Consider the following 23,886-nt stretch of genomic DNA (forward strand, 5'->3'; position numbering starts at 1 on the left):
CTATAGTTTTGCTTAATATTTTTAAAACTATTGTGTAACTAAAAATTACTTTGGTCTACTAAACCACAAACTCCACCAACCAACAGTCCTTCCCACTGCTTCCGTAAAGGCTTCTTTTTTGGTACTGCCGGTTAAAGTATTACTGAATCGAATACTAATCAAAAGCAAAGTAATCGCATGCCATTTTAGTTTATGTTTAAATACTGGCTTGGGATTTTTTGTCCTCCAAACATACCAGCCATTTCGCACCACCATTTTCCCGTATTGATATTTATTAGGTCTTCCGGAAGGATGATGATAATGATTCAATTGCACTTTTGTATTGATGACATTTTTGCCAAACTGTAAAGCCCGGATACTAAAATCTGCATCTTCGTACAGACCATAACCTTCAAAATAAGTGGAGAATCGTATAGAATCAAATACTCTTTTTCGAAAGGCAAATGACATACCTATTAGTAAATCTACTTCGTACGTTTTTCCATTTAAGGGAAATCCACAGGTTTTACCATGAGAATACTCCGGCATTCTTGCCGGACCTACATTAGAATGCAATCCTAAATAATTACGCACTACATTGCGTTGCCCTTCTTTATAAACAAATTCCTCAAACTGAAAATAACGATTAAGATCGTATTTTTTATCGGGTTCTTTCAATTTCCAACAATTCTCATTAATCGTAACACCTCCAACACCGGAGATTTCTTGATTATCCGCAAACGTTTTGATTAATTCTTCGAAATAATTTGGCATCAATTCCGTGTCATCATCCAAAAATGCAACAATAGCACTGGTATGGTATATTCTATCTAATCCAAAATTTCTTTGTTTAGTCAAACCCCTAACGTTTTCAGGCACTAAAAAATAATGAAGATTCCTAAACTGATTTTCGAAAATAACAGCCTCGGTTTCTTTGTTCGACGAACCGTCAATTATTAAAATTTCATCAGGATATACCGTTTGCAACTGAACAGATTGCAATAATTGCAGCAAGGCGTGAGGACGCATATAGGTGCAAATAACCAAAGAAATCCTCATGATGTCTTTATTAATTGATTTGCCCAAAATAGGCTTTGATTCCATTGTTTTTGAAACATCTTATAATATTGGATTGGATTTTTATGTTTTTGATGTTTATAATACTTAAAAAATAAAATTGTTTTATAGCCTGACAACTGCTCTTTGGTATTATGCATCAATTTAAATAGAATTATAGTAGGAGAAGGTTTTGGCATTATTTCATCATCATCCCATGCTAGTTTAGGTTTAGTTCTGAACCCTCCGATTGGCGCTCTTAAATGCAACATTGTAGGCTTCGGCAAATACAATACATCTACCCCATTGTTACGCAATTGCATTCCAAAATCGCTGTCTTCACCGTAACCAAATTCAAATCCCAAGTTAAATTGACATTTTTTTAAACTTTTCGATAAGACAACACTACATCCTGAACCAAAACTCCCCCACTGAAAAATCTTTGTGTAAGTTTGTATTTCTTTCTGATGAGAACAATTTATTGAGACTGTTTTAAGTCCATAATTTTTGATATGTTTCAGTGTTTCATGTACAAATACATTATTAAATCTAACATCATCGTCTGCTAAAAAAACCCATTCACTTTCTACCTTACTCAATGCAATATTCCTTGCATTACAAGCTCCTGGCTGATGGGTAAAAGTATGATCTATTGCAAAAGGCCACTTTTCATCATGCAAATAATCCAATTCAGATTTACTTTCTGGTACAGGATTTTGCTCTATAATAATCACATTTTTTGGCAAATGCGTCTGTTCTCTTAAATCACATAAAACATTATATAGATATTCTTTTCTGCCAATGGTTGGTATAACAACATCGATAGTCTCTCCATCGAACACTTTTAATGAAGATTGGACTGCAATGACATCCAAATAATTTCTTTTTCCATTTCTGTTTTTAAAAAATCCAGAATAGAGACAAGCTAAAAGTGGAAACTTACCTTCGTAAATCAATAGATTTAATAACAATATTAAAATCCATCTGCCCCTATAATGCTGTTTTACAAATTTAAAAAGAGTGTAACCAGAGGCACTTTGTTCGTCAAAAACACTCATTTTCATTAAAAGTTTGGGCTCCGAATAACATAGTAATCCCAGAGGCATACAAACTTTGGCAACCGAATTTAGGTAATACTCAAAATCGGAATCTAATTTTATCTTATCTTTTATAGCAATTAATACCGAAGCATGAACAACACCCACCAAACTACTCATTTGCCAGGTAGGATAAGACACTTTTTTATTGATTTTTATAAATGGTGATTCCTCAACATATCCAATTTTACTCCCTAAATAATTAGTACTATTGGGCGTGTAAGAAAGCATCATTTTATTGTGATGAAATAAGGTTTGTATTTCCTCTATATTCAGTTGCTCTTTGACATTTGAACTACACCAGAGTATTTTTTTATCAGGAAATTGCTGGGCTAAAACATGCAAACCTGCTGCAATAGTCAATTTATAATCAAATTTAATTTTTTGATTATTGATAGACACAACGTCTATAATTTTTGCATTTTGATGATATACGATTATCAAAACTAGTTTATTAAAGATTTATAAAATAATAAACTCTGTTGAGCAACTATTGACATACTAAATTTTCGCTCTATCTTTTTTCTGGCTGCTATTCCTAATTCTTTTTGCAAGCCTTTATTTTGAAGAAATTGAATGATTTTATTAGCATATTCCGTATGCTGGCCAGGATTTACCAAAAAACCATCAATCCCATCATCAATAACTTCTTTAGACCAGCCTATATTTGAAGCAACAACTGGTTTAGCCATAGCCATTGCCTCTATCCAAGACACCGGCAGTGCTTCGGCATAAGAAGGAAAAATACAAAGGGTAGCTTTTTCTATATACTTTTTAATCTCCTGATAAGGCACACTTCCTAAGAACTTCACATTTAATCCAGCCTCGTCAGAAAATAGTTGTTGCATCATTTGAAAAGTAGATACGTTTCCGGTTAATTTATCATACATATCTTGTCCTATCAAAATCAATTGAGCATCAGGTATTTTTTCAATTACTCGATTAAAATAATGAGGAATTTCTAACACTCCTTTTTTTCTGATAATCCCTCCAAAATACAAAATGGTTTTAGAATCATTACAAGTGTCATTAGTATTAAATGAATTAGTGTTAATACCGTTAGGAATTATAGTAAACTTTTTATTAATATGGAAAAGCTGATTCGTTACATCCGCAGTATACTGACTAACTGAGATATGCCCATCTGCTTTTGCTAATGCTCTTTTCTCATGAAATTTATTGATCCATTTTACGGGACGATTATCCAAATGACAAAAATAAGTATCGGAACCATTCAATCGAATTACAACAGGACAATACAAATTGATAAAAGAAGAAATCCCTTCCCAATCAGGGGTTTCAACAATATCAATTTTAGAAATTTCATGCGCTTTAAGAATCGTACTTTGAATTTTTTTTCTTGTCAAAAACCAGGATAATCCTTTTATCTTTATGTTCTTAATGGTAACTAAAGTGATGCCTCCTTCAATAAATTTGTCATCTTTCTCCTGTCCGTAAACAAAAACACTAACGCTGTGACCTAAAGCAACTAACTCGTCACTTAAATTTTTGATACTGGTACCAATACCCCCAACGCTTTTAGTATCATGAAAAGGAAAATGTGATGTTATGAAACCAATGTGCATTTTTTAATTCTTTTTAGGTTTGATTATATTTTTGACACTTGTTTTTATAAAAACAATAAGGCTTCTTTTTTTGACGGCAAGGTAATATTTACACTCGAAAAAACCTTTAATTTTACCTGCAAAAGAAAAGTAAAGAATATACCCTAGCGCTTCAATTAGTGCACTTTTATGAAAATTCTTCAAAAATGAAATCTCTTTTTCGGTTATATTTCTTGGAAAGAAAACAAACAATAACTCTTTTGGGTTATGTTTACCCTTTTTTTTATTTAGGATTTTAGCAAACAATCCATAATCGAACTGTTTCTTAAAAAGGTCATAATCTAAATATTTTGAAATATTTAAATAATCTCCTTTTAAAAAACCAGCAGAATTTTCTTCTTTTTGAATTGCATTATAAATACAAAATGGTGGAATGATACAATCATTTATTAGTAAGAGCGAATTCTCCTTAAAAGTATTAGTTCCCTTAAAATTAGAGCAATAAAACAGTTGATTTTCGTTTGCAAAATGAAAATAATGAGACAAATATTCTTCCACTATTGGATTCACCCTTTTTAAAGCGACAACAGTGTTTTGTAAATCAATTTTCAAATTTAAATGATTCAATATTTTCCATCTTTCCGGGAAGTAGTCTTTATCATTATCTTTTTTGTTTTTCGCTGCTGTAAAATAATGCAAAGGTCGAACAACTGTACTGTGCCCTTTTTCTCCTAACCAGGCGCACCACCAAGAAAAAGTTGAATTGCTAATAATAAAATCATCACACAAACTCCCTAAAGCTAACTGCTCTATACCGGAAAGTTGAGAACCAAAAAAGGCATTATCCAGAAATGAAAAATGAAATTTACAGTAATCAATATCATCACTTAATACGATAAGATTCCTTTCATTCCAATCCGGAAAATTATGTAGCAACGCAAGAATGTAATAATTAATTGGCAATTGAAAATAATCCGGATGATCCACAAAATCACCTCTTCGAATAGATAACAGTATAGTTTTTTTAGAAAATGCCTCTTTATAAACGTTTTTCAATTTCTCAATTAAATTGGCTTTAAATTCAAAATAATGTTTCGTTCGGTATTCATCAAAATATTTTTCGGACTGGAACCAGCCTTCTAAATCATAATTTTCGGAATCGAATTTTTTAGATTCATAATGAAAATGTTCTTCTTTGTAAGCTTTAAATTCTTGTTTTGACAAATCAGGCAGTTCATTTTTAAAAAAACGATTATGACTCCATTTTGGAAAACAAAAATCATGATCATTTCCAACAGCGATACCTATAGTCGACGCTATTTGAAATAACTGATTTCCCAAATGTCCTTTTTTTTCGAGTTTTGAAAAAGTAATCATTATAAAAATTTAAATTTTGTTAAAGTAACACATCTTTCAAAATAATGGTTTACCCTTTTTTTTAATAGTGTACCGCTAATTTTTACTTCTTTTTATTTAACCGTTATTCTGATCGGAACTTTTTTATAATGCTCCACATGATTCAGACTACATGTAAACTTACTTTTTAAAAAAATCTTTTATAATTCTAGTGGTAAATAATCGAGCTCCTTTTTCATTCATATGGCCGCAGGAGGAGAAATACTGATCTCCTTGTACCACATTTTCATAATTGTGAATTTCGGGATAGATTGCATTTACTTTCTGAAAATAATCCAATCCTTTTACATCGGTGCACATAGGGGTCATGACTGCAATTAGTTTAATATTATTTACCTCGCAAATCCGCTTAATTTCTTCATAATATTTATTACGTATCGGTTTTAAAGCGGTTATATCGTTTTTCATATTACCCTTTTTATTCCCTAAAGCATGAAACCCCCCTTTTTCTAAAGTGTTTGTCGGTTGATTCCTTAAATTATTGTACATTTCCCGAACACCTATTGAAGCATCAAATTTCACATAACGATAGAAAGGAATATAATACAATTCGCAGAAATCTTCTTCTTCCGAGAAATGTTTTTGTATTGTTTTAGAATGATGAATGTAAGGCAAAAACTTAGCGGCAACAGCGTCGGAACGGTGTTCGTTAGATAAATTTAAATCGGTTTCTATAATTAGGTTTTTGATAGCATATTTTCGTTCTACCATCAATTTCAGCAACAATGAAGCTTCAAACAAATGTCCACCACTCATACCGTAGTTGAAGGATCTTAGCCCTTTTTCTTCAAACAATTGGGTGACAAAATGATTATTGGCTCTGGAAGAGCCTAAAACCGCCACATCATAATGTCGTTCTTTTGAATTATAGACATAATCTATTTTTCCGCGATTTATGGCCTCTAAATAGACTTCCGTAAAAGTCACATCCAAAATTACAGACAAAACAATTAGTATCACAAAAACTTTAAGCACAAAAAAAGAGAAATATTTCATTAGTATTTATCAATTAGTGTGTTTTTAATTAAGAATCTAGTAAAATAATTCGCACCGTTTTGGTTTAAATGTGAACAGTTCAAAAACATCTTATCATCACTTATTGCCCCTGAAAAATCATATAATCCAGGTATTTTCTGCTTTAATTTTTCCATAAAAATCAAGTTTTTTGTATGCTTACAAAAAGGGGCACAAAAAAAGACTATCTTCATATCATTATTTTTAACAAACTCTATTATTTTATCGTAGTACTTGTTGTTATCATTAATTTGGATAGGTAAACTATATTTATGTTCTGATGAATTCCCTTCTACACCTACAAATCCTTTGTTTTTTATAATTTTCGTTTCTTTATTAGCAATATTTAAAATAAACTCTCGGAACCCAATTTTAGCCTCAAAAGTAAAATATCTATAAAAGGGAAAATAGTACATCTCTTTTTCACCTTTGAAATGTCTTTCAAAATATTCCTTTGTTATCTCATTTTCTTTAATAAAAGGCATCAATTCATATTGCATAACATTTGAACATCCATCTTCAATATTAAAAATATAATCAACTTGAATAAAAATTTTTTCACTTTGAATATTATATTTTTTTATAAGCTCAAGCATAGTATATAGGTCCCCTAATTTTGAAGCTTGAAACCCAAGATTGACAGCACTTTTTCCTGTTTGCTCCTCAATTACATCAGTTACAATCGTACTCTCTGTGCGAGAAGAACCTAAAAAAATATAATTGATTTTTTTGTTCTTTAAACTTCTAAAATATTGAAACTTTGTCCTTGGATTTGAATTTTCATAAACCTTTGTATATGAATAATCTAAAAACGATAGTATCATTAAAAGAGTAAAAAAAATAGATCCTAAGTATTTTACAAACCTTCTCATTAAAACTGAAAATAAATAAATTCTTTATAATCGGAATAGGTTCCCAACGCAGCTATAGCAACTAAGCACAATGCCACTTTTATCCAGCTATATCTTCCCGATATAGGCTCTATCTTATTCCTGTAATTCCATTCAACAAGAATAAAAATAAAAATCAACAAAACAAGTTCGTAACTGTAGCGTTCGTTTTCTAGATATTGTGGAACGAATTTTCGATCTAAAAAAATATGTCCAATATAATTAAAAGCATCTTCTATAGATTTTGCCCTGAAAAATATCCAAGCCAAACACGTTAAGGCAAAAGTACTCAGCATACTTAAAAAAACTTTCAGGGAACCAAAATCCCATCCTAGCGCTACGGTTTCTATATTAGAACGATTTTTATTAAGTAACAATAAGGGTAAAAAATACAAGGCGTTAATAAAACCCCAGGCGATAAACGTCCAGTTAGCGCCATGCCAAAAACCACTCAATAAGAAAATAACGAACACATTCCGAACTTGTTTCCATTTACTGCCTTTGCTTCCTCCCAGAGGAATATAGACATAATCTCGAAACCATGACGACAAGGAAATGTGCCAACGACGCCAAAACTCGGCAATATCCCTAGAGAAATACGGATAATTAAAATTCCGCAACAAGTCCAATCCAAATAATTTTGACATTCCTAATGCCATATCCGAATAACCGGAGAAGTCCCCATAAATCTGGAAGGCAAAATAAAAGGCACCCAATAGCAAGGATAACGAATTCATTGATTCATAATGATCAAAGATGGCGTTGGCATAAGTGGCACAAGTATCAGCAATAACTACTTTTTTAAACAATCCCCAAATGATTTGATAAACCCCTTCTTTGGCTTTTTCAAAATCAAACGTTCGCTTTACTTTTACTTGTGGCAGTAAATGTGTGGCTCTTTCAATGGGGCCAGCGACTAATAAAGGAAAATAACTAACAAACAAGGAATAATCCACAAAGTTATATTCGGCTTTGATTCTTTTTAGATAGATATCAATCACATAGGACAAGCCGTGAAAGGTATAAAAAGAGATCCCTACGGGAAGAATAACATTAAGCAATAGTGGACTAGTTTGCAATCCAAACCCATTTATTAATTCCGAAAAAGAGGCAGCAAAAAAATTATAGTATTTAAAAACACCCAAGAATCCCAAGTTAACACCAATACTCAACCAAAACCAAAATTTTCGAGCGGTTTCAGTCTTGGCCTTTTCGATTCGAATACCGGTATAATAATCCAAAAAAGTCGAGAATACTAGAAGAAACAAAAAGCGCCAATCCCAACAGGAATAAAAATAATAACTTGCTACAATAAGTAGTGCATTTTGAGCACTTTTGGTTTTATTAAAAACAAACCAATACAACACAAATACGATGGGAAGGAAAATGGCAAAAGATAATGAATTAAAAAACATGTTATTATAAGTGAATTTTATGAAATTATTTTTTTAATACTGTCCCAAATTCGTTTGGATGCGTCTTGGGGTGGATGCATATTAATTACTTTAAACCAATCTTTAGCATGATTCACAGTAATTTGTGGATTCCTAAGTGCATTTTCGATTTTTATAATAATATCCTCTTTATTATCGAACCATATAACTGCTGCTGCATTTGGCATCGAACGAAAATGAACAAACCGATAGCATTTAAAAATATCCCAATTTTTATTATTTTTTATTTCTTGATTATATCTAAAGTAACCACAAGGCTTTTTATGAGTCAAAAAATCAAAAATGGTTGTAGAGCCAATATTTACTACTAATTCACAATGTTCAGCTACATTAGACAATAGTTCCCCATCCTCTTTAGTAGGTAAAATTGCATTCCAAGCGTTTGATAATGGCTTCCAGAGTGGGCGAATCTCAACAATTAGTTCACTATAATTGGCTAAAACAGAATCATATCGATTTGAGAAATCTACTGGGCATCTTCGGAAAATAATACCTAAATTTTGCCCTTTTTTATTTAAAACAGAAACCGCATTTGCAAGATCTTCAAGATATTGAGAGTCATCAGGACTTGTTACACTATCATCACCTGAAAAACACACATACTTTTTGTTTATATCTAGCTTATTTTGCTTGCAAAATAGTTCTCGTGAAAGTATTTTACTGGTGTCAAAATGCACTTCAAATTGGGGTGTTCCCGTTATAAAAATAGTTTCCTCTTTAATGTTTGGATAATAAAATAGTAATTCTTCTTTCATGTGAGTACTCCAAACAAAATAATAGTCGGTTTCAACTACCATTGTAGCCTTAGGTAAATTGTCCCATGAAAAAATAAAAGTGGCTGTAGGAATTCCTAAATCTTGCGCCGCCAGAAGAGGAGCAATTGCCAATACTGGCCTTTGATTCGTACAAAAAACTAAACTAGGCTTTTCTTTTTGTAGGGTTTCTAAACTTTGATTGTAAAATATTGTTTTTCGTTCATAATGGTTCATTTTTTTACGAATCTTCCGCAATCCTTTTTCCGTATCATAGTAGCGCGTTAAAACTTGAATAACAATACTTTTTATGGCTGTTTTTAAAGTTGAGTAAGAAAAAGGAAAACGATAAGTATTATAAACGTTGTCTTTAGTATTCTTGATATTCAGATTTAATTCAGCCTGAATTTTTATATTCTTATAGATATCTGTTAATTGATGCGGTTTTACACCCTCAATCTTGATTTCCTGAAATCCTAGATCTGTTAATGGAAAAGGAGTATTATTCCAAAAAACGACATCGAAACCTTGCGTTTTCCCTATTTCATAAAAACTCGAATAGGCAAAATTACGCAAACCAATTCCGTCTGGAAGTAAAATAAATATTTTTTGGTTAGACATTATATATCTTTAAACTGTTTTTGATGATTAATATTCCAAATATCATTTTGTTTCAAAGATTTCAAAAACAATTGGGTGCTATTACCAGTCCCAAAATCATTATATGTTATTTTAACCCGACTCCTATCAATTTTTTTTAATGCACAAAAGATGCTGTTACTACTGTAATCAGTATTAATAATGTCTGCATTTACAGTGCGATTTTGTTGCCGAGTTCCAATATTAATAATTGGGATTCCATAATACGGGGCCTCTCGTATACCTGAACTACTATTACCAATAATAAACTGACTATTTTTTAATAAAGTTAAAAAGTATTCAAAACGAAGGGATGGAAAAACTCTAAATCGAGAATTGTTTTTTAACTTGTCGTACGCCTCAATGATATCTTTACTTCCTAAATCATTATTAGGATAAATCACCACGTAATTATGGGTATCTTTTAACAAAACGTCAACAAAATCATTGGTATATTCCTGCATTTCTTTTGCTTCAGTAGTAACTGGATGAAACATCATTATAGCGTAAGTACGGAATGGAATTTCGTAATATTTCTTAACCACATCTAGGAAAGGTAATTCCTTTGAAAACATGCTGTCAATATCGGGCGAACCTATCACAAAAATAGTCGCTTCAACTTCACCCATTTGGATCAACCTTTTTTGAGCTTCATCATTAGAAACAAAATGGATATGGCTTAATTTACTGACGCTGTGCCGTATCAACTCGTCCACAGTCCCTGACACCTCTCCTCCTTCAATATGCGCAACTAAAATATTATTAAGCGACCCCACTATAGCACCCGCAAGCGTCTCAACCCTGTCTCCATGAACGACAATCATATCAGGTTGAATTGTTTTTATATAAGCCGAAAGACCACCGATGGTTTTAGCCAAGGTCAAATCCATTGTAGATTCATGAGTGTAATTTTCAAATGTATGCACATTCTTAAAATTACACCTTTGAATTTCAATCACGGTGTAGCCATATTCTTCTTGCAAATGCATTCCAGTAACAAAAACAAAAACTTCGAATTCTTGTTGCTTTTCAAGAATTGAAATCAATGGTTTTATTTTTCCAAAATCAGCACGGGTCCCAGTTAGGAATAATATTTTTTTCATTTGTTTTATTACTACACTTAATTCTCTCAATTCTATCTTGCCAGAAAATAAGGTAAATGCTCTACAATAATTTTGACTCCCTAGATTTTCTAAAATTATTACTTTATTACTTAAGTTTTCTTGTCGACCTCAGAAGACAGTTTCAATATATATCCTCCCAAATCAACTGCTCATCATTTTCAATATTCCGAGTCGCTACTTTTCCTATAATATCGTCAAAATACATTGCAAGAATTTTTCCGGTTCCCGGTCGTTTTACCCAAATATTTTCTTTTGTGAATACATCGCCTTTTTGTATAGTTCTAATAGAACATACCGTAGCAAAAGCAAAATCAATAGTCACTTGTTCCTCTAAAGCGGGTTTTTTTGTTCCTCCACGCATTTGCCACATTTCATTGGAACTTATAAGTAATTCTTCACTAACTTGTTCATCCATACTACAAACAATATCCGGCCCTACACGACTCATGTGATCTGTAAAATGGCGCTCCAAAATGCTGGCACCTAAAGCTACCGCACCTAAACAGGCATTATTATTTAAGGTATGATCCGATAGTCCAAAAACTTTATCAGGAAAAGCATGATGCATTTCAATCATGGCTCCAAATCGAACTAAATGTATCGGTGTTGGATATAAATTAGTGGTATGCAATAAAGCCAAGGGTACTTTGTTTTTATCGAATATCGCCACAGCTTTGGTAATACTTTCAATAGTATTCATCCCGGTACTTAAGATTACCGGCTTACCAAAAGAAGCAATATGTTCAAGAAGCGGATAATTGTTGCATTCGCCCGAACCAATTTTATAAGCCGCAACATCAAATTGTTGCAATCGATCAGCAGCTGCACGAGAAAAAGGTGTGGAAATAAAGATCATCCCTTTACTTTCGACATAGTTTTTTAGTTCTAATTCATCTGCTTCGTTAAGCGAACAGCGCTCCATAATCTCGTAAATAGAAATAGTAGCATTGCCGGGAATCACTTTTTTGGCCGCTCCACTCATTTCGTCTTCCACAATATGTGTTTGGTGTTTGACTACCTCGACACCAGCTCTATAGGCTGCGTCAACCATTTTCTTTGCTATGTGCAAAGAACCCTCATGATTAATTCCTATTTCAGCAATAACTAAAGGGGGATAATCTGGGCCTATTTTTCTTCCTGCAATTTCTATGTATGGGCTCATGCTGATTTAAAAATTCTAATTTTATTTTTTACGTAAGTGATACTTTTCTGTAGGAACCAAAAAATATTCATTTTAAATGTAGGTTTCGTAAATATAAGTTGTCCTCCTCCTACATAATGTGAAGTTGGAGAGTAACCATGAACATAAGGTTTGTTTTTATTAAGTGAAATAACATTTACATATTTAGATTTTGGAAAAATCTCTCTGACAGTCTCTGTTTGCCCCTTTCTGTCTCCCTCGATAAATATAATGGTGTTTTTTTTGCAAAAAGCAACTATTTCTATTAAAGTATCATCATAACCATCAATGATTATTAAATCAAATTTATTATTTTTTATTTGATTTAATTCTGCATATAATTCTATATCATCATAATCGATTATATTTTTTTTTAATGCATTTAAACAGAATTCATTTTTTTCTGTACCAACATAGCTTATTTTTTTGTTGTCCTTTTTAGAATATTTTAAAACTGTATCGGATATGGATCCTATTCCTAAACCTAATTCTAAAATAGTATTTACATTAAATTTTTTTATTATTTTGAGAATGGTTTCTAAGGCAAACTCACTGGCAATATAATCGCTTCCATCAAGCGCACAAAATCTTTTGTAGTTGTGTACAGCTAAATCTCTGTTTCTCATGTTTTTTTAATTAAAAAATTGGCATAATCTAAATCTTCTTGTGTATCAATATCAACATTGGCAAAAATATGATTTACTTCATAAGGGGTACTATTATCTGAAATAATTCTACCTTTTTTAATCGATTCCGCCCTAATGATATACAACAATCCATTTTCAAAATAAAGAGGATCTAAATCCTGACTTCGTTGACCAATAGTGTAATTGAAAGGAAAAAATTGTTTTTTCATAATTTTTCCTAATTTTTGATGATTTCTTGTAACGGTGAATAAGCTTTCACAATTGTGGTCTTGATACCTTTCAAAAGCTTCAACCAATAAATTTTCTGGACGTAAAGGATTTGTAGGTTGCAGTAAAATTACATTATCAATAATAGTGGAAATATTTGCTAAGACATGCTGAACAGCCGTTATTGTAGGCTCAAGATCTCCTGACAAACTTTTTGGCCTGTCAATCACTTTGGCGCCATATTGCAAAGCCACATTCTTGATAGCTTCATCATCGGTAGAGACATAGATATCACTAACAATAGAACTGTTTTTTTGAGCAAATAGAATACTATGTGCAATCAGAGGAATACCGCCCAAAGACAAGATATTTTTCTGTGGTAGTCGTTTCGAACCACCACGCGCTGGAATAATGGCAATATTTTTCATTCAAAATTTATAGAATCGTAAAAATACTTTTTTTAAGTTCACTTTACTTAATTTATATGTTTTTTAAACAAACACGCCATAAATAGCTCGATAGATCAATTTATAAATGAACTCAATCTAAAGATGATTGCTTCATCCTTTTCAACGAAAGGAAAATAACCCCATTACTAAAAAAAACAAATTAAATATCTACTCTTTTTATAGACATGAAATTAAACTTCTTACCCTTTTTGTCAGTGTTCTTATTTTTATTTTATACATACTACTTCAAATTATTCTTCTGGTCGCCAATATAGCTTTGTATTTTCTAATTTTTGATAGATACTATACTCCTTATGTGACAAACGGTTACTATTTTTTATGATTCGGGGAATAGACCAAACCAAATCCAACAATGCAAGTAAAAGAGCTCGCAATGCATTGAAATCTCCCTTGAATACTTTGACTTTCAATTGAATCCAAATAGAATAAGCCATTTTTTTCGGGATAATATTAACAGGATAAAACAAAAAAAACAAATACCATCCTGAACGAAGTGACCTACGCAACCGAATCGTATAATCAGTATCTTTTTTTCGAGATTTCAAATCTACCCTATGATGTACAAGGACTTCGGGCAGATAATGGATTTCCCATTTTTTTTTGAATAATTGATACGACGCAAAATCCTCCTCACCGTAAAAGACAAACCATTCAGGATAATTGGGAATCTCACGCCAAGCTGACATTCTAAATGCATGAGCACCTGCTCCAAAACTTTTCACTCGAACTACTTTATCTGTGCATGCAACTGTTGATGGCGTATTTATTGACCAAAAAATTCTAAAAGCCACAATTGCGCATTCTTTATTAGCTTTAAAATGCTCTAAAACTTTTTCAACTACGTTATTTGTTAAAAAATGGATATCATCATCCAAAGAAATAACAAAATCACCTGTGGCATGTTGAAACATTAAATTCCTTACATAGTGAATACCTTTGCTTTTTGGTATAGTTAATAGTTTTATTTTTGGATAATTCTTATTTATAAAGCTACTTGTTTTGTCTAATGAGCCATCATCTGCAACTATTAATTCAACATCATCTCTCTCTATTATATCAGATATTTTACTTAATGTAATTTTCAGTTCATCAATTCTATTTTTTGTTGCAATTACCAAAGTTATTTTTTCCATTCCTTTTTTAATTTATATAAAACATGTTTAACATAAAACAAGCAATATTTCAGTAATGAAGCTGCGTTTTTGTTTTTAGATATAATTTTAGCAAACAATGAAAATGAATTTATTTGGATCGAAATTGAAATAAAATATTTTATAATTTCTTCATTAAGCTTTTTTTTTCTGTCTAAGTTATTTAAAACTAATTCAGTTGCTTTCATTTGAGATAAATACATTAGTGAGCTTTTAGAAAAAAAAGATGATGTATTCGAATTTGAGTGCCTACGGTTATAATATAGAACATTATTGAGAACCAGTCCAACATAACCTTGGGATACTATTCTGGAATACAACTCCCATTCTTCAGCATATTTTAAATTTTCATCAAAATAATTATCTTTAAAACATTTTTTATTCCACATTACTGAACAGGAAACGAAAGATGTCTTAAAAGTAAGAATACTTTCTAAAAAAGTATTGTCGGTTTTATAGTTAACTACAAAATGTTGTTGAATCAAATCCACTTTATCTATAAAAGACTGTAATTTATAATGTACAAAATCGACTTGTTCAATCGAAAATCCATTTAAACAAAATTCCAAATTGTTTGGATGAACAATATCATCATCATCAAAAAAAATGATATAATCTCCTTTCGCTAAATTTAATCCAAAATTTCTACAACTAGATAATCCTTTTAAAAATTTATCTGGTCTTACATAAAATTTAAATCTTTTATCTAGATTTAGAATTGGAGAAATAACATCTAAGGTATTATCTGTTCCTCCATCGTCTACTATTAAACATTCCCAATTTTCATATGTTTGATTCCGAATAGATTGAATAGTTTCTTCAATAAAGTGAGCTCTATTGTAGGTCGCCATTATTATTGTTATCTTTATCTCTTTCATTTTTTTAAAAATAAATGGCATTCCTCTCTTAAATTATTCAAATATTTGCTTTCAATAAGAATAATTTTATTGTCGTATAAATCATTGAATATTTGATTTAGGATCAAATCAATACTTTTTTTGAGACAAAAGGAAGTGTTATATTTAAGAAGTAAAATAGTTATTTTTTTTATTTAATTTTAGAAATCATTTTATTAAAAAATATGGCTTCATTCCGCTTGTAAAATTTCATCCAAACTTTTCTTAAAATTTTTATCGCTAAAATAATCACCAAACGGATACACTTCATCTGTTGAATTCATCCTATCAATAATTAACTGCTCTAATTTGAATTTTATTTCTTCTTTGTTATCCATAGTAGCAATGTATTTTTGATCAATGATGCAATTTCTCAATTCACTCCTTTTAGGAGAAATCGATAAAATTGGTTTTTTATAAGCTGCTAAAAATGGAGCTTTACCCACTAAAATATTACAATAAATCGGTCCATTTTCTAAAATAATGGCAATATCCGTTTCATCTATTTGCTCATTAGAAGAATTTGAAAAGTTCGAAGTACCGAAGATTTGAATATTCGTTGTGGATGCATATTTATTTTGCAATCGTATGCAATCACTTCCTTTAATCCTCATAATAAACTCTGTTAGTTCCTTGTAATCGACATTTTCATTAACCAATTCTTGATACGCATCTAAAAGAATATCTGCATTTCTACCAAACTGAATCGCTCCATGATAGGAAATGGTTACTTTCTTAGTCTTTTTGAGAACATGTTCTTTTTCAGATAAATCAAAAACACTTTCACTGTATTGGTGAGGTAGAACATAAAATTTTTTTGTGGATCCATATAAATACTGCATATCTTTTGACATGGTATATGCGGAACTCATACAAGTTTTTGCCTGCAATACTATTTTTTGCATTTCTTTCATCCTAAACATTTCTAAATTAGATAATGCTTTTTTTGCACCTGCGTACCAAAAAACAGGATAAGGATCATGAAAATTGACAATTGCTTTTTTTAGAATAGGTAAATCTTTAGCCCCTAAAATAGTCTCATGTTCCAATCCAGCACTTCTAATAAAAATATGATCGTATTTTTCATATTCTATTTTAGCTATATAGGAACCATATACTTTATGAATATGCCGCTCTCTTAACGATATATGAAACAATCTCCAATAGATTTTATTGAACCATTTTGTAAAAAAAGGAATTCTTAAATCCAGAATATATGACTTGATACTGTCAACGGGCAGCAAATCCAATTGATCGTCACTGGCCTGGTGCTTCAAATAAACCACATCAATAATTGCCTGTGGATAAGCTATTCTCAATCTAGCCAAAAAAGACCTGGAAATAATACCTTGGCTGGTCCCTGACACTCTTAAATCCTGTTCAATTATTAAAAATTTCATCATTCTTTTTAATGTTTTCTGATTGTTTTTTTTAAAATTGATTTGAGCATTTTAGCTATAAATAATAAATACTTCTTGAAATAAAAATTTGAAATATATAACTTTGTGAACAGCATCCAGAAATTTGCATTCTTTTTATTATCCAAAAAAGTTTTTTCAAGTCTTTTTAACAGCATATTTTTTTGTTCCCTATTAAGAACATGTTTTTTATCCTTTAATAAATAATGGTAGAACTGAAATGACGCAATGTTTTTTTGTGTCAAATTATCATTTCTGGAAGTAATATTTAATCCACTAATTCGGAAACAGACAACACCCTCATTTATGGTATATATAGCATCAAAATTAGAAACCTCCAATACTGCTAAAAGATCGGCATACCATGCAAGAGGTAAGTTCTTAAAACCAACACTTTTCAAAATTGATTTTCTGAAAACATATTCACTCAAAGAACTTCTTGTACCGCCTTTAAATTTTCGCATTAAGAAATCAGATGATTTTTCTATTATAGGATGTTCATGAATTCCAGTTAATTTTGCATCATTTTGGTCAATAACTATTGTCGCATATCGAATGACATTAATTTTTTTTAGCTCTACTTCTGCTATATGTTTATAAAAACTAGCTACACAATTATTTTCTATCGTATCATCATCTCCCAAAATCATAATCCACTTTTCATCGGCCACCATACCGACACATCGCTCCCATTGTTTCACTAAGGCCGTACTCCCCAAATTACCTTCAAATTTTTGATAAACAAAATTAAGAATGCTTTTATATTTCTCTAGTAAAACACAAGGATTTTCAGGACTGTCATCATCTCCGATGTAAACATTAAATCTTTTATCAGTTTGACCGATTAACGAGATTAAAGTTGATTCAAAAAAAGTCAGTTTGTAATAGGGAATCACTACAGCTAGCATATACTAATTATATTTAATTTTTAAACCTTAGAATAAATCGAAACAAGTATTTGAAAGGTCTTAAAATGCCAAGTGTTTTTAGAACTTTCTTTATAAGTAAACCTGTTTGATAGCTATTTGACTTCTTAGTAACTCTCAGTCTTTTTTTAAAATCATCAGTAGATTTATAATACCTGGAAATCAAGACTAAAGAAAGCTTGTAAAATTCTTCAACTGATAATAAGTCTTTAAAATATTCATAAGCTTTTATCTGGTCATCATATAATCCTTTGGTCATAGTTCTACTGGAAGGGTTTATTCTATATAAGACTAATGGCTGGTCAATAAATATAGCTTTACACCCAGATCTAAATAGATTAACCCATACAATCCAATCTTCTTGTGCAGTGAGATTCTCTGGAAATCGAACGCTTTTAAATAAAGATGAATGAAATAAACCTGCGTGTATAGGAATCGAAAAATCATCATTCCATTGATATAATAAGCTTTCGAAATTAAATAATTGAGTGTTTAAATTGCAGAATGGCTTAAATGATTTTTCAGGGTTTTTGATAAACATTCTAAAGTTACAAATGACAAGTTTTTCACTTTCTTTTTGTGATTTTTTTAAAGTAAGAATTGACAGTTCTAACTTTCGGCTTTCTAACAAATCGTCCGAATCCAAAAACTGTATATAATTGCCATTAACTTTTTCAAGCCCTAAATTGCGAGCAGAACTTACACCTGCATTATCTTTATAAAAATATTTAAATCTATTATCCTTAACTGCCCATCTGTTACCAATCTCTTCCGAGTCATCAGTACTGCCATCATTTATTATAATACATTCCCAATTTGAATAGGTTTGATTATAAACCGACAAAATAGTTTCATTTAAGAATCTACCCTGATTGTAACAAGAAATGATTATAGAAATTAAATTATTATTCATTTTTCATTATTTTTTTCATAAAAACACTCTCAATTTTTTCAACATTGTTCAATGTTTCTTAAGAGATTACATAGCCATATTTCAATTTCTTTAAACAAGAAATAATAAAAAAGCAAAGTAAAAAACACACTATTGATATTAATAAAATACTTATAATAGGATCTAATAAATATACATTCAGACCAATTAATATAAATAGTTTAAGAACTAAAGGATGGATGAGATAAATACCAAAACAACATTCATTTAATTTAAAAACAATTAAATTAAATTTTTTATTAGAAATTTCTATTTTTTCAAAAAGGAGAAATACCCCAGATGAAACCATTAATGTATTTAAATTTAAATACTGATAAAAATAAGAATGGAATTTTGCATTTTTTACAGTAAAAATATAAGTACCTAAAATTGTGATTAAAATACCTGAAATAACCAAGAAAACAGGAATTAATTTTCCTTTATTACTAAATTTTTGTAAATAATATCCTAATACAAAATACCCTAAAAAACCGGAGAAGTAAGAGAGATCAATTTGAGGAAAATATATTTTTAGCCCTGGAATATCAATAATTAGAGTAAGAATCCAGATAATTAAAACGTATAAAATTTCTTTCTGTAAAGCATTTTTAATCCATTTTTGAAGAACTGGAGTAAATAAATAAACTCCTATCAATGCATATATAAACCATAAGTGATATTCACTTCCGTAAAATATATCTTTTATTGTTTTACCAAAATTAAAAACCTCACTTCCAAACACATAACGATTTAGGATAGCATACATTAACGACCAAAACAAAAAGGGGGGCAATATTTTACCTAGTCTTTTTTTTAAAAACTCAATAAATCCATAATCCTGACTTAACAATAAAGAACCACTAATCATAAAAAAAACCGGAACGGAATATCTACTAATACTATCAAAAAAATTGGCAACATTCCAATCAAAAGAAGATATTTCTCCATACTTAACAACCAATGGACCCGAAACATGAATTACAATAACAGATAGTGTTGCAAGTATTCTCAAAAATGAAATCCCAATTTGAGTTTGAAAAGAATTATTTTTTTCATACCCTAATTTTGAAGAAGTTACCATTTTAGTACTAATAAAATCCTTAGATAAATGAGAAAATTGACCAGTTTTAAAAATAAGTTTTTTCATTATATTTACAAATCTACATAATGAGAATTTTCCGTTGGATCCTTTAAAACACTTTTATGCACCAAAAAAATACATTTCAAATTTTTAAAGGTTTGTCTAAAAACGGATTGCAAGGCAGCATGTATGTATTGTCGTTGGTTGCAACAGGGAATTATTATTGGTATCAAGTTATTGTCTTTCATTATTTTATTTATTTTAAAAAAATATCTTTTTAAAATCTGCCCTACAATACAAAATTTGACAAATTATTGTGAGAAATCATATTCGCGCATATTTTGAAATCGAGTACCCTTTCCCAAAATATTTTGCAGTTCCTAGCGAAACTATAAAGGCCAGCCCTTTCCAGAAAGAGTAATACCTGCAAATTAACTTAAAAGCAGGTTTACAAAATGGTATCTTTTCTTTTTCTTTAGCTAAATCAAAGGAATACCTTATATATCCGGACAAAAACCAACGTATCAGTTTTTTATTATTATATAGAACTAAATCCTGTGCCGTTTGGTATTTTACATTTGCAATTTTAGTAAAGTAATTAACTGAATTTTCTCCATTCTGCATACTTAGAGAGTTCGTATGTATACGCCTCAGAGTTACAACTTCATTTATCAAAACTCCATTAATTGGCAGATGAAGCATTCTGACAAAAAAATTATATTCATCACCATCGGTAGTAATGTTTTCGTTAAAAGCAATGTTTGCAACAATTTCACGTTTCCCTAAAAAATCATCTGTAATCCAGCATACATGACTTAATGCGTAATTTCGCGCTGTAATTACTGCTTTATTTCTATTAAAATCGTATGGCTTCTCTAACATTTTACCATCCTCATGATCAAAATTTACTGTATCTGTTACCACAAAATCTAATTGATGTGCTTCTAAAGTACCATATGCAAGCTCTAAATGATTCGGTAGCATGATATCATCACTATCAAACCATTTTATATGTGATGCGGATGATTTTTTAAATCCAAAATTACGACAAGCATTAGCTCCTTTTTTTAATTCAAGGGGCCTTTTGTAAACTTTTATCCGATTGTCCTTTTTTTGATAGGATTCCATTATTGTAAAAGAATCATCTGTACTTCGATCATCAACAAGAATACATTCCCAATCTACAAAAGATTGATTAATGATACTGTTTAAAGTAAAGGATAATAAACTTTCTCTATTGTAAACAGGAATAATAATAGCAATTTTTGGAATATTAGGCATCTTTACTTAAATGTATTAATAATCGTCTTGTAAACTTTACCGATTGAATAAAATAAAAATTAATTAAAAACAATGAAATTAGATGCACCCAAAATCTAAAATTTACGCTACCTCCCTGATAAACAATCTGTTCGTAATACAATAACAAATTTCGACGTTGGTTTCTTTTAAATTTAAATAAGTTCTTTAAAATAAAATCTTTAAAAAAAACAATTTTAACCTGTTTCTTAACTTCAATTTTATAGTCTGGCCTTGAAATATTCTCATCACTCAAACCAATAATCAAATAAGAAGTGTTTATCGTATAAATAGTACCATAATTTGAAAACTCCAGCCACGCCCTGTCATCAGCATACCAAGCCAAATCATAATTATGAAAATTATGTTTTACATACGCTTCTCTTCTAAAAACATATTCGGATAACGAACTACGAGTTTGATTTTTATACCGTTTATAGAAAAAATCAGTAGCGTTTTCTACCTCGGGATGCGTATAAAGGGACGACAGCTTTTGATAAACAGTATCATTTACTATCGAAGCATATCGAACTACTTTACATTCATTTTGATTAATTTTATCCAAATGCAAATAAAAATCTTCAATACAACTAGAACTTAAGGAATCATCATCACCCAATATCATTAACCATTCTTCCCCTGCTGACAAAGAAATACAACGATCCCATTGCCTTACTAACGATATTCCTCCTAAATTATCTTTAAATCGATAATAGGTAAAATCAAACTTTCCTTTATATTTTTCCAGTAAAACTACAGGGTTTTCTTGACTGGCATCATCCCCAATATACACCTTAAATCGTTGATCCGTCTGATCGACCAGCGATTGCAAGGTAGATTCAAAAAAAGTAAGTTTGTAATATGGAATTACTATTGCCAGCATTACTATTTTTTTACTTTATATAATCCAAATATAGAAAATCCAAAAAAAGTACTGCAAAATAAATCTATTACAAACTTTTCGCTTTTTAAATTTTCGCAAAAAACTCTTTCTTTTTTTTTATACATTGAGTAATGTAATTTATAATTTTTTTGATACAATTTATTATACTTTTTAAAGATATAATCATCATTAAGTTTATCCATAATATCAGTAAACGATCTAATCATTGAATGTTTTGAAACAAAATACTTAAAAGTAGTTTTATTTAAATGATGAAATTTAACATTTATAGTTCCCAGAGCGATCCAAAAATCCCAATCCTCATGACCTTGATAAGGCATATTTTCATCATATCCTCCTACTTCTTCCCAAATCTTCTTTTTGTAAATGGCGCAAGCATCAATATAATTCTGCACTAATATTTTTTCCAGTTTAAAATCATCTACTTCCCAAGGGCCCGTTTTTTCACCAAAATATTCTGCATCTCCGTAAACAACTCCTATTTCGTGATCCTTTTCAAAAACGTCAATTGCATCCTGAGCAAAGTTCTCTTTCAATTGATTATCTGAGTCTAATGGCAGGATATATTTCCCTTTTGCCCTTCCTATACCATAGTTTCGGGTTTTACCCAAACCTTCATTTTGCTTGGTATAATATTTAAAACGGTCATCCTTCTTAACAAAATTTAAAGCTATATTTTCAGTAGTATCTATTGAACCATCATTTACAATTATGGCTTCCCAATCGTCAAAATTCTGTTCAAGAATAGAATTTAAAGTTCCCTTCAGCGTTTTTTCTGAATTATAACAGGGTATTATTATGGACAATATTGGTTTCATAACTACTAACACTTTAAACGAGAATCTATTATCTAGATTTTTTTTCCAACTCGATCATCAGAAAACGACAAATAATACAATCTTCCTAATAAAATCAAGACCCTAAGACCTCTTTGATTTTTTTTCTTGAAAATAAAACTAACAAAACTCTAAACAAAATAGAAACTGCTTTTTTTCCTGCTTGTGATTTTTCAATTTCTAATAACATTCTGAGTCTATTTGTTTCCAGATAATTTTTATGATCCAGTAATTCATCACGACTTTTATATAATTCATAATAGTCAGAAATATATCCTTTAAAAAGCACCTCAAGAACTTCTCTTCTTTCTTGCGAATAATCTACTTTAGAGCTAATCCCATCCAAATAGAAATTTGAAAAAACGGAATCAATGTATTTATAACTTGCTCCGTGTTTCATTAATACTAAAATAAAAAATTTCCAATCGGAAACGATCTTTAAATCTTCATCATAAAATCCGAATTCCATAAATAGACTTTTTTTTATAAAAGTGGACTGGTGAGGGATGGTATCTTTATAAAAAAAAGAAAAAGTCAGAATTTCAGGAGATTTTTTAATAAAAAAAGAGTTTTCCTCTATAACATTAATATCAAAATAAATAATATCTCTTTCTTTTAAATGAATATGATTTTCCTCCAGGGCTTTCAAATCAGTCAAATCATCTCCACTGTTCAAAAAAAGCAAGTACTCCCCGGTAGCAACTTTTATCCCTTTATTCATAGCATTATAAATGCCATTATCCGGTTCGCTTACCCAATAATCTATGTTTGCACTTTGGCTTTCAATATAAGCTAAACTGCCATCTGTAGAACCACCATCAATGACGATATATTCAAACTCACGCCAAGTCTGATTAACAACATTACCTATTGTTCGTTTCAACCCCGCAAGGTTGTTGTAGTTAATAGTAATGATGGATAGTTTATGCATTATTTATAAAGTTATTAAGATAT

The 23,886-nt window shown here is 30.5% G+C and carries 22 protein-coding genes; all 22 read right to left on the reverse strand.

Annotated features, from left to right (window positions below; translation table 11 throughout):
* Positions 1-45 precede the first annotated feature (45 nt).
* The gene (locus ACP7AQ_RS12665; RefSeq protein WP_426095701.1) at positions 46-1,083 is read right to left on the reverse strand and encodes a glycosyltransferase family 2 protein; all 1,038 of its coding nucleotides are present in this window, start codon (positions 1,081-1,083) and stop codon (positions 46-48) included.
* Positions 1,035-2,576, reverse strand: coding sequence for a glycosyltransferase family 2 protein (locus tag ACP7AQ_RS12670; protein WP_426095702.1), 1,542 nt, complete (start codon positions 2,574-2,576; stop codon positions 1,035-1,037). The genes ACP7AQ_RS12665 and ACP7AQ_RS12670 overlap by 49 nt, the downstream gene beginning before the upstream one ends.
* Positions 2,577-2,578: 2 nt before the next feature.
* The gene (locus ACP7AQ_RS12675) at positions 2,579-3,718 is read right to left on the reverse strand and encodes a glycosyltransferase family 4 protein (RefSeq protein ID WP_426095703.1); all 1,140 of its coding nucleotides are present in this window, start codon (positions 3,716-3,718) and stop codon (positions 2,579-2,581) included.
* Between the two features lie 3 nt (positions 3,719-3,721).
* Positions 3,722-5,074, reverse strand: coding sequence for an alpha-1,2-fucosyltransferase (locus ACP7AQ_RS12680; RefSeq protein ID WP_426095704.1), 1,353 nt, complete (start codon positions 5,072-5,074; stop codon positions 3,722-3,724).
* 159 nt (positions 5,075-5,233) lie between these two features.
* Positions 5,234-6,109, reverse strand: coding sequence for a hypothetical protein (locus tag ACP7AQ_RS12685; RefSeq protein ID WP_426095705.1), 876 nt, complete (start codon positions 6,107-6,109; stop codon positions 5,234-5,236).
* Positions 6,109-6,999, reverse strand: a complete 891-nt coding sequence (locus ACP7AQ_RS12690; RefSeq protein WP_426095706.1) for a hypothetical protein — start codon at positions 6,997-6,999, stop codon at positions 6,109-6,111. The genes ACP7AQ_RS12685 and ACP7AQ_RS12690 overlap by 1 nt, the downstream gene beginning before the upstream one ends.
* The gene (locus ACP7AQ_RS12695) at positions 6,999-8,432 is read right to left on the reverse strand and encodes an MBOAT family O-acyltransferase (RefSeq protein ID WP_426095707.1); all 1,434 of its coding nucleotides are present in this window, start codon (positions 8,430-8,432) and stop codon (positions 6,999-7,001) included. The genes ACP7AQ_RS12690 and ACP7AQ_RS12695 overlap by 1 nt, the downstream gene beginning before the upstream one ends.
* 17 nt (positions 8,433-8,449) lie before the next feature.
* A complete protein-coding gene (locus ACP7AQ_RS12700) occupies positions 8,450-9,844 on the reverse strand; it encodes a UDP-glycosyltransferase (RefSeq protein ID WP_426095708.1) in 1,395 nt (464 codons plus the stop codon).
* Positions 9,844-10,965, reverse strand: coding sequence for a UDP-N-acetylglucosamine 2-epimerase (gene neuC / locus ACP7AQ_RS12705; protein WP_426095709.1), 1,122 nt, complete (start codon positions 10,963-10,965; stop codon positions 9,844-9,846). Before neuC ends, ACP7AQ_RS12700 begins: the two co-directional genes overlap by 1 nt.
* A 142-nt stretch (positions 10,966-11,107) precedes the next feature.
* On the reverse strand, positions 11,108-12,148 hold the full coding sequence (locus tag ACP7AQ_RS12710; protein WP_426095710.1) for an N-acetylneuraminate synthase family protein: 1,041 nt from the start codon (positions 12,146-12,148) through the stop codon (positions 11,108-11,110).
* Positions 12,145-12,792: a hypothetical protein gene (locus tag ACP7AQ_RS12715; protein WP_426095711.1), complete on the reverse strand. Its 648-nt coding sequence runs from the start codon at positions 12,790-12,792 to the stop codon at positions 12,145-12,147. Before ACP7AQ_RS12715 ends, ACP7AQ_RS12710 begins: the two co-directional genes overlap by 4 nt.
* Complete coding sequence (locus ACP7AQ_RS12720; RefSeq protein ID WP_426095712.1) at positions 12,789-13,448, reverse strand: cytidylyltransferase domain-containing protein; 660 nt, start codon at positions 13,446-13,448, stop codon at positions 12,789-12,791. Before ACP7AQ_RS12720 ends, ACP7AQ_RS12715 begins: the two co-directional genes overlap by 4 nt.
* A 272-nt stretch (positions 13,449-13,720) precedes the next feature.
* Positions 13,721-14,623 carry a glycosyltransferase family 2 protein gene (locus ACP7AQ_RS12725; RefSeq protein WP_426095713.1) on the reverse strand — a complete coding sequence of 301 codons (903 nt, stop codon included), beginning with the start codon at positions 14,621-14,623 and terminating at the stop codon, positions 13,721-13,723.
* A complete protein-coding gene (locus ACP7AQ_RS12730; RefSeq protein ID WP_426095714.1) occupies positions 14,611-15,519 on the reverse strand; it encodes a glycosyltransferase family 2 protein in 909 nt (302 codons plus the stop codon). The genes ACP7AQ_RS12725 and ACP7AQ_RS12730 overlap by 13 nt, the downstream gene beginning before the upstream one ends.
* Before the next feature lie 209 nt (positions 15,520-15,728).
* Positions 15,729-16,940, reverse strand: a complete 1,212-nt coding sequence (locus tag ACP7AQ_RS12735) for a hypothetical protein (protein ID WP_426095715.1) — start codon at positions 16,938-16,940, stop codon at positions 15,729-15,731.
* Positions 16,941-16,945: 5 nt separating this feature from the next.
* Positions 16,946-17,863, reverse strand: a complete 918-nt coding sequence (locus tag ACP7AQ_RS12740) for a glycosyltransferase (protein WP_426095716.1) — start codon at positions 17,861-17,863, stop codon at positions 16,946-16,948.
* Between the two features lie 13 nt (positions 17,864-17,876).
* On the reverse strand, positions 17,877-18,794 hold the full coding sequence (locus ACP7AQ_RS12745; RefSeq protein WP_426095717.1) for a glycosyltransferase family 2 protein: 918 nt from the start codon (positions 18,792-18,794) through the stop codon (positions 17,877-17,879).
* 58 nt (positions 18,795-18,852) lie between these two features.
* Positions 18,853-19,959 carry an acyltransferase gene (locus ACP7AQ_RS12750; RefSeq protein WP_426095718.1) on the reverse strand — a complete coding sequence of 369 codons (1,107 nt, stop codon included), beginning with the start codon at positions 19,957-19,959 and terminating at the stop codon, positions 18,853-18,855.
* 258 nt (positions 19,960-20,217) lie between these two features.
* On the reverse strand, positions 20,218-21,174 hold the full coding sequence (locus tag ACP7AQ_RS12755) for a glycosyltransferase family 2 protein (RefSeq protein ID WP_426095719.1): 957 nt from the start codon (positions 21,172-21,174) through the stop codon (positions 20,218-20,220).
* Positions 21,167-22,075 carry a glycosyltransferase family 2 protein gene (locus tag ACP7AQ_RS12760; protein WP_426095720.1) on the reverse strand — a complete coding sequence of 303 codons (909 nt, stop codon included), beginning with the start codon at positions 22,073-22,075 and terminating at the stop codon, positions 21,167-21,169. The genes ACP7AQ_RS12755 and ACP7AQ_RS12760 overlap by 8 nt, the downstream gene beginning before the upstream one ends.
* Before the next feature lie 2 nt (positions 22,076-22,077).
* Entirely contained in the window at positions 22,078-22,914 is an 837-nt protein-coding gene (locus ACP7AQ_RS12765; protein ID WP_426095721.1) for a glycosyltransferase family 2 protein, read from the reverse strand.
* Positions 22,915-23,008: 94 nt separating this feature from the next.
* Complete coding sequence (locus ACP7AQ_RS12770) at positions 23,009-23,863, reverse strand: glycosyltransferase family 2 protein (protein ID WP_426095722.1); 855 nt, start codon at positions 23,861-23,863, stop codon at positions 23,009-23,011.
* Between the last annotated feature and the right edge of the window lie 23 nt (positions 23,864-23,886).

This window comes from Flavobacterium sp. DSR2-3-3 (assembly GCF_049896585.1).
Taxonomy (GTDB): Bacteria; Bacteroidota; Bacteroidia; order Flavobacteriales; family Flavobacteriaceae; genus Flavobacterium.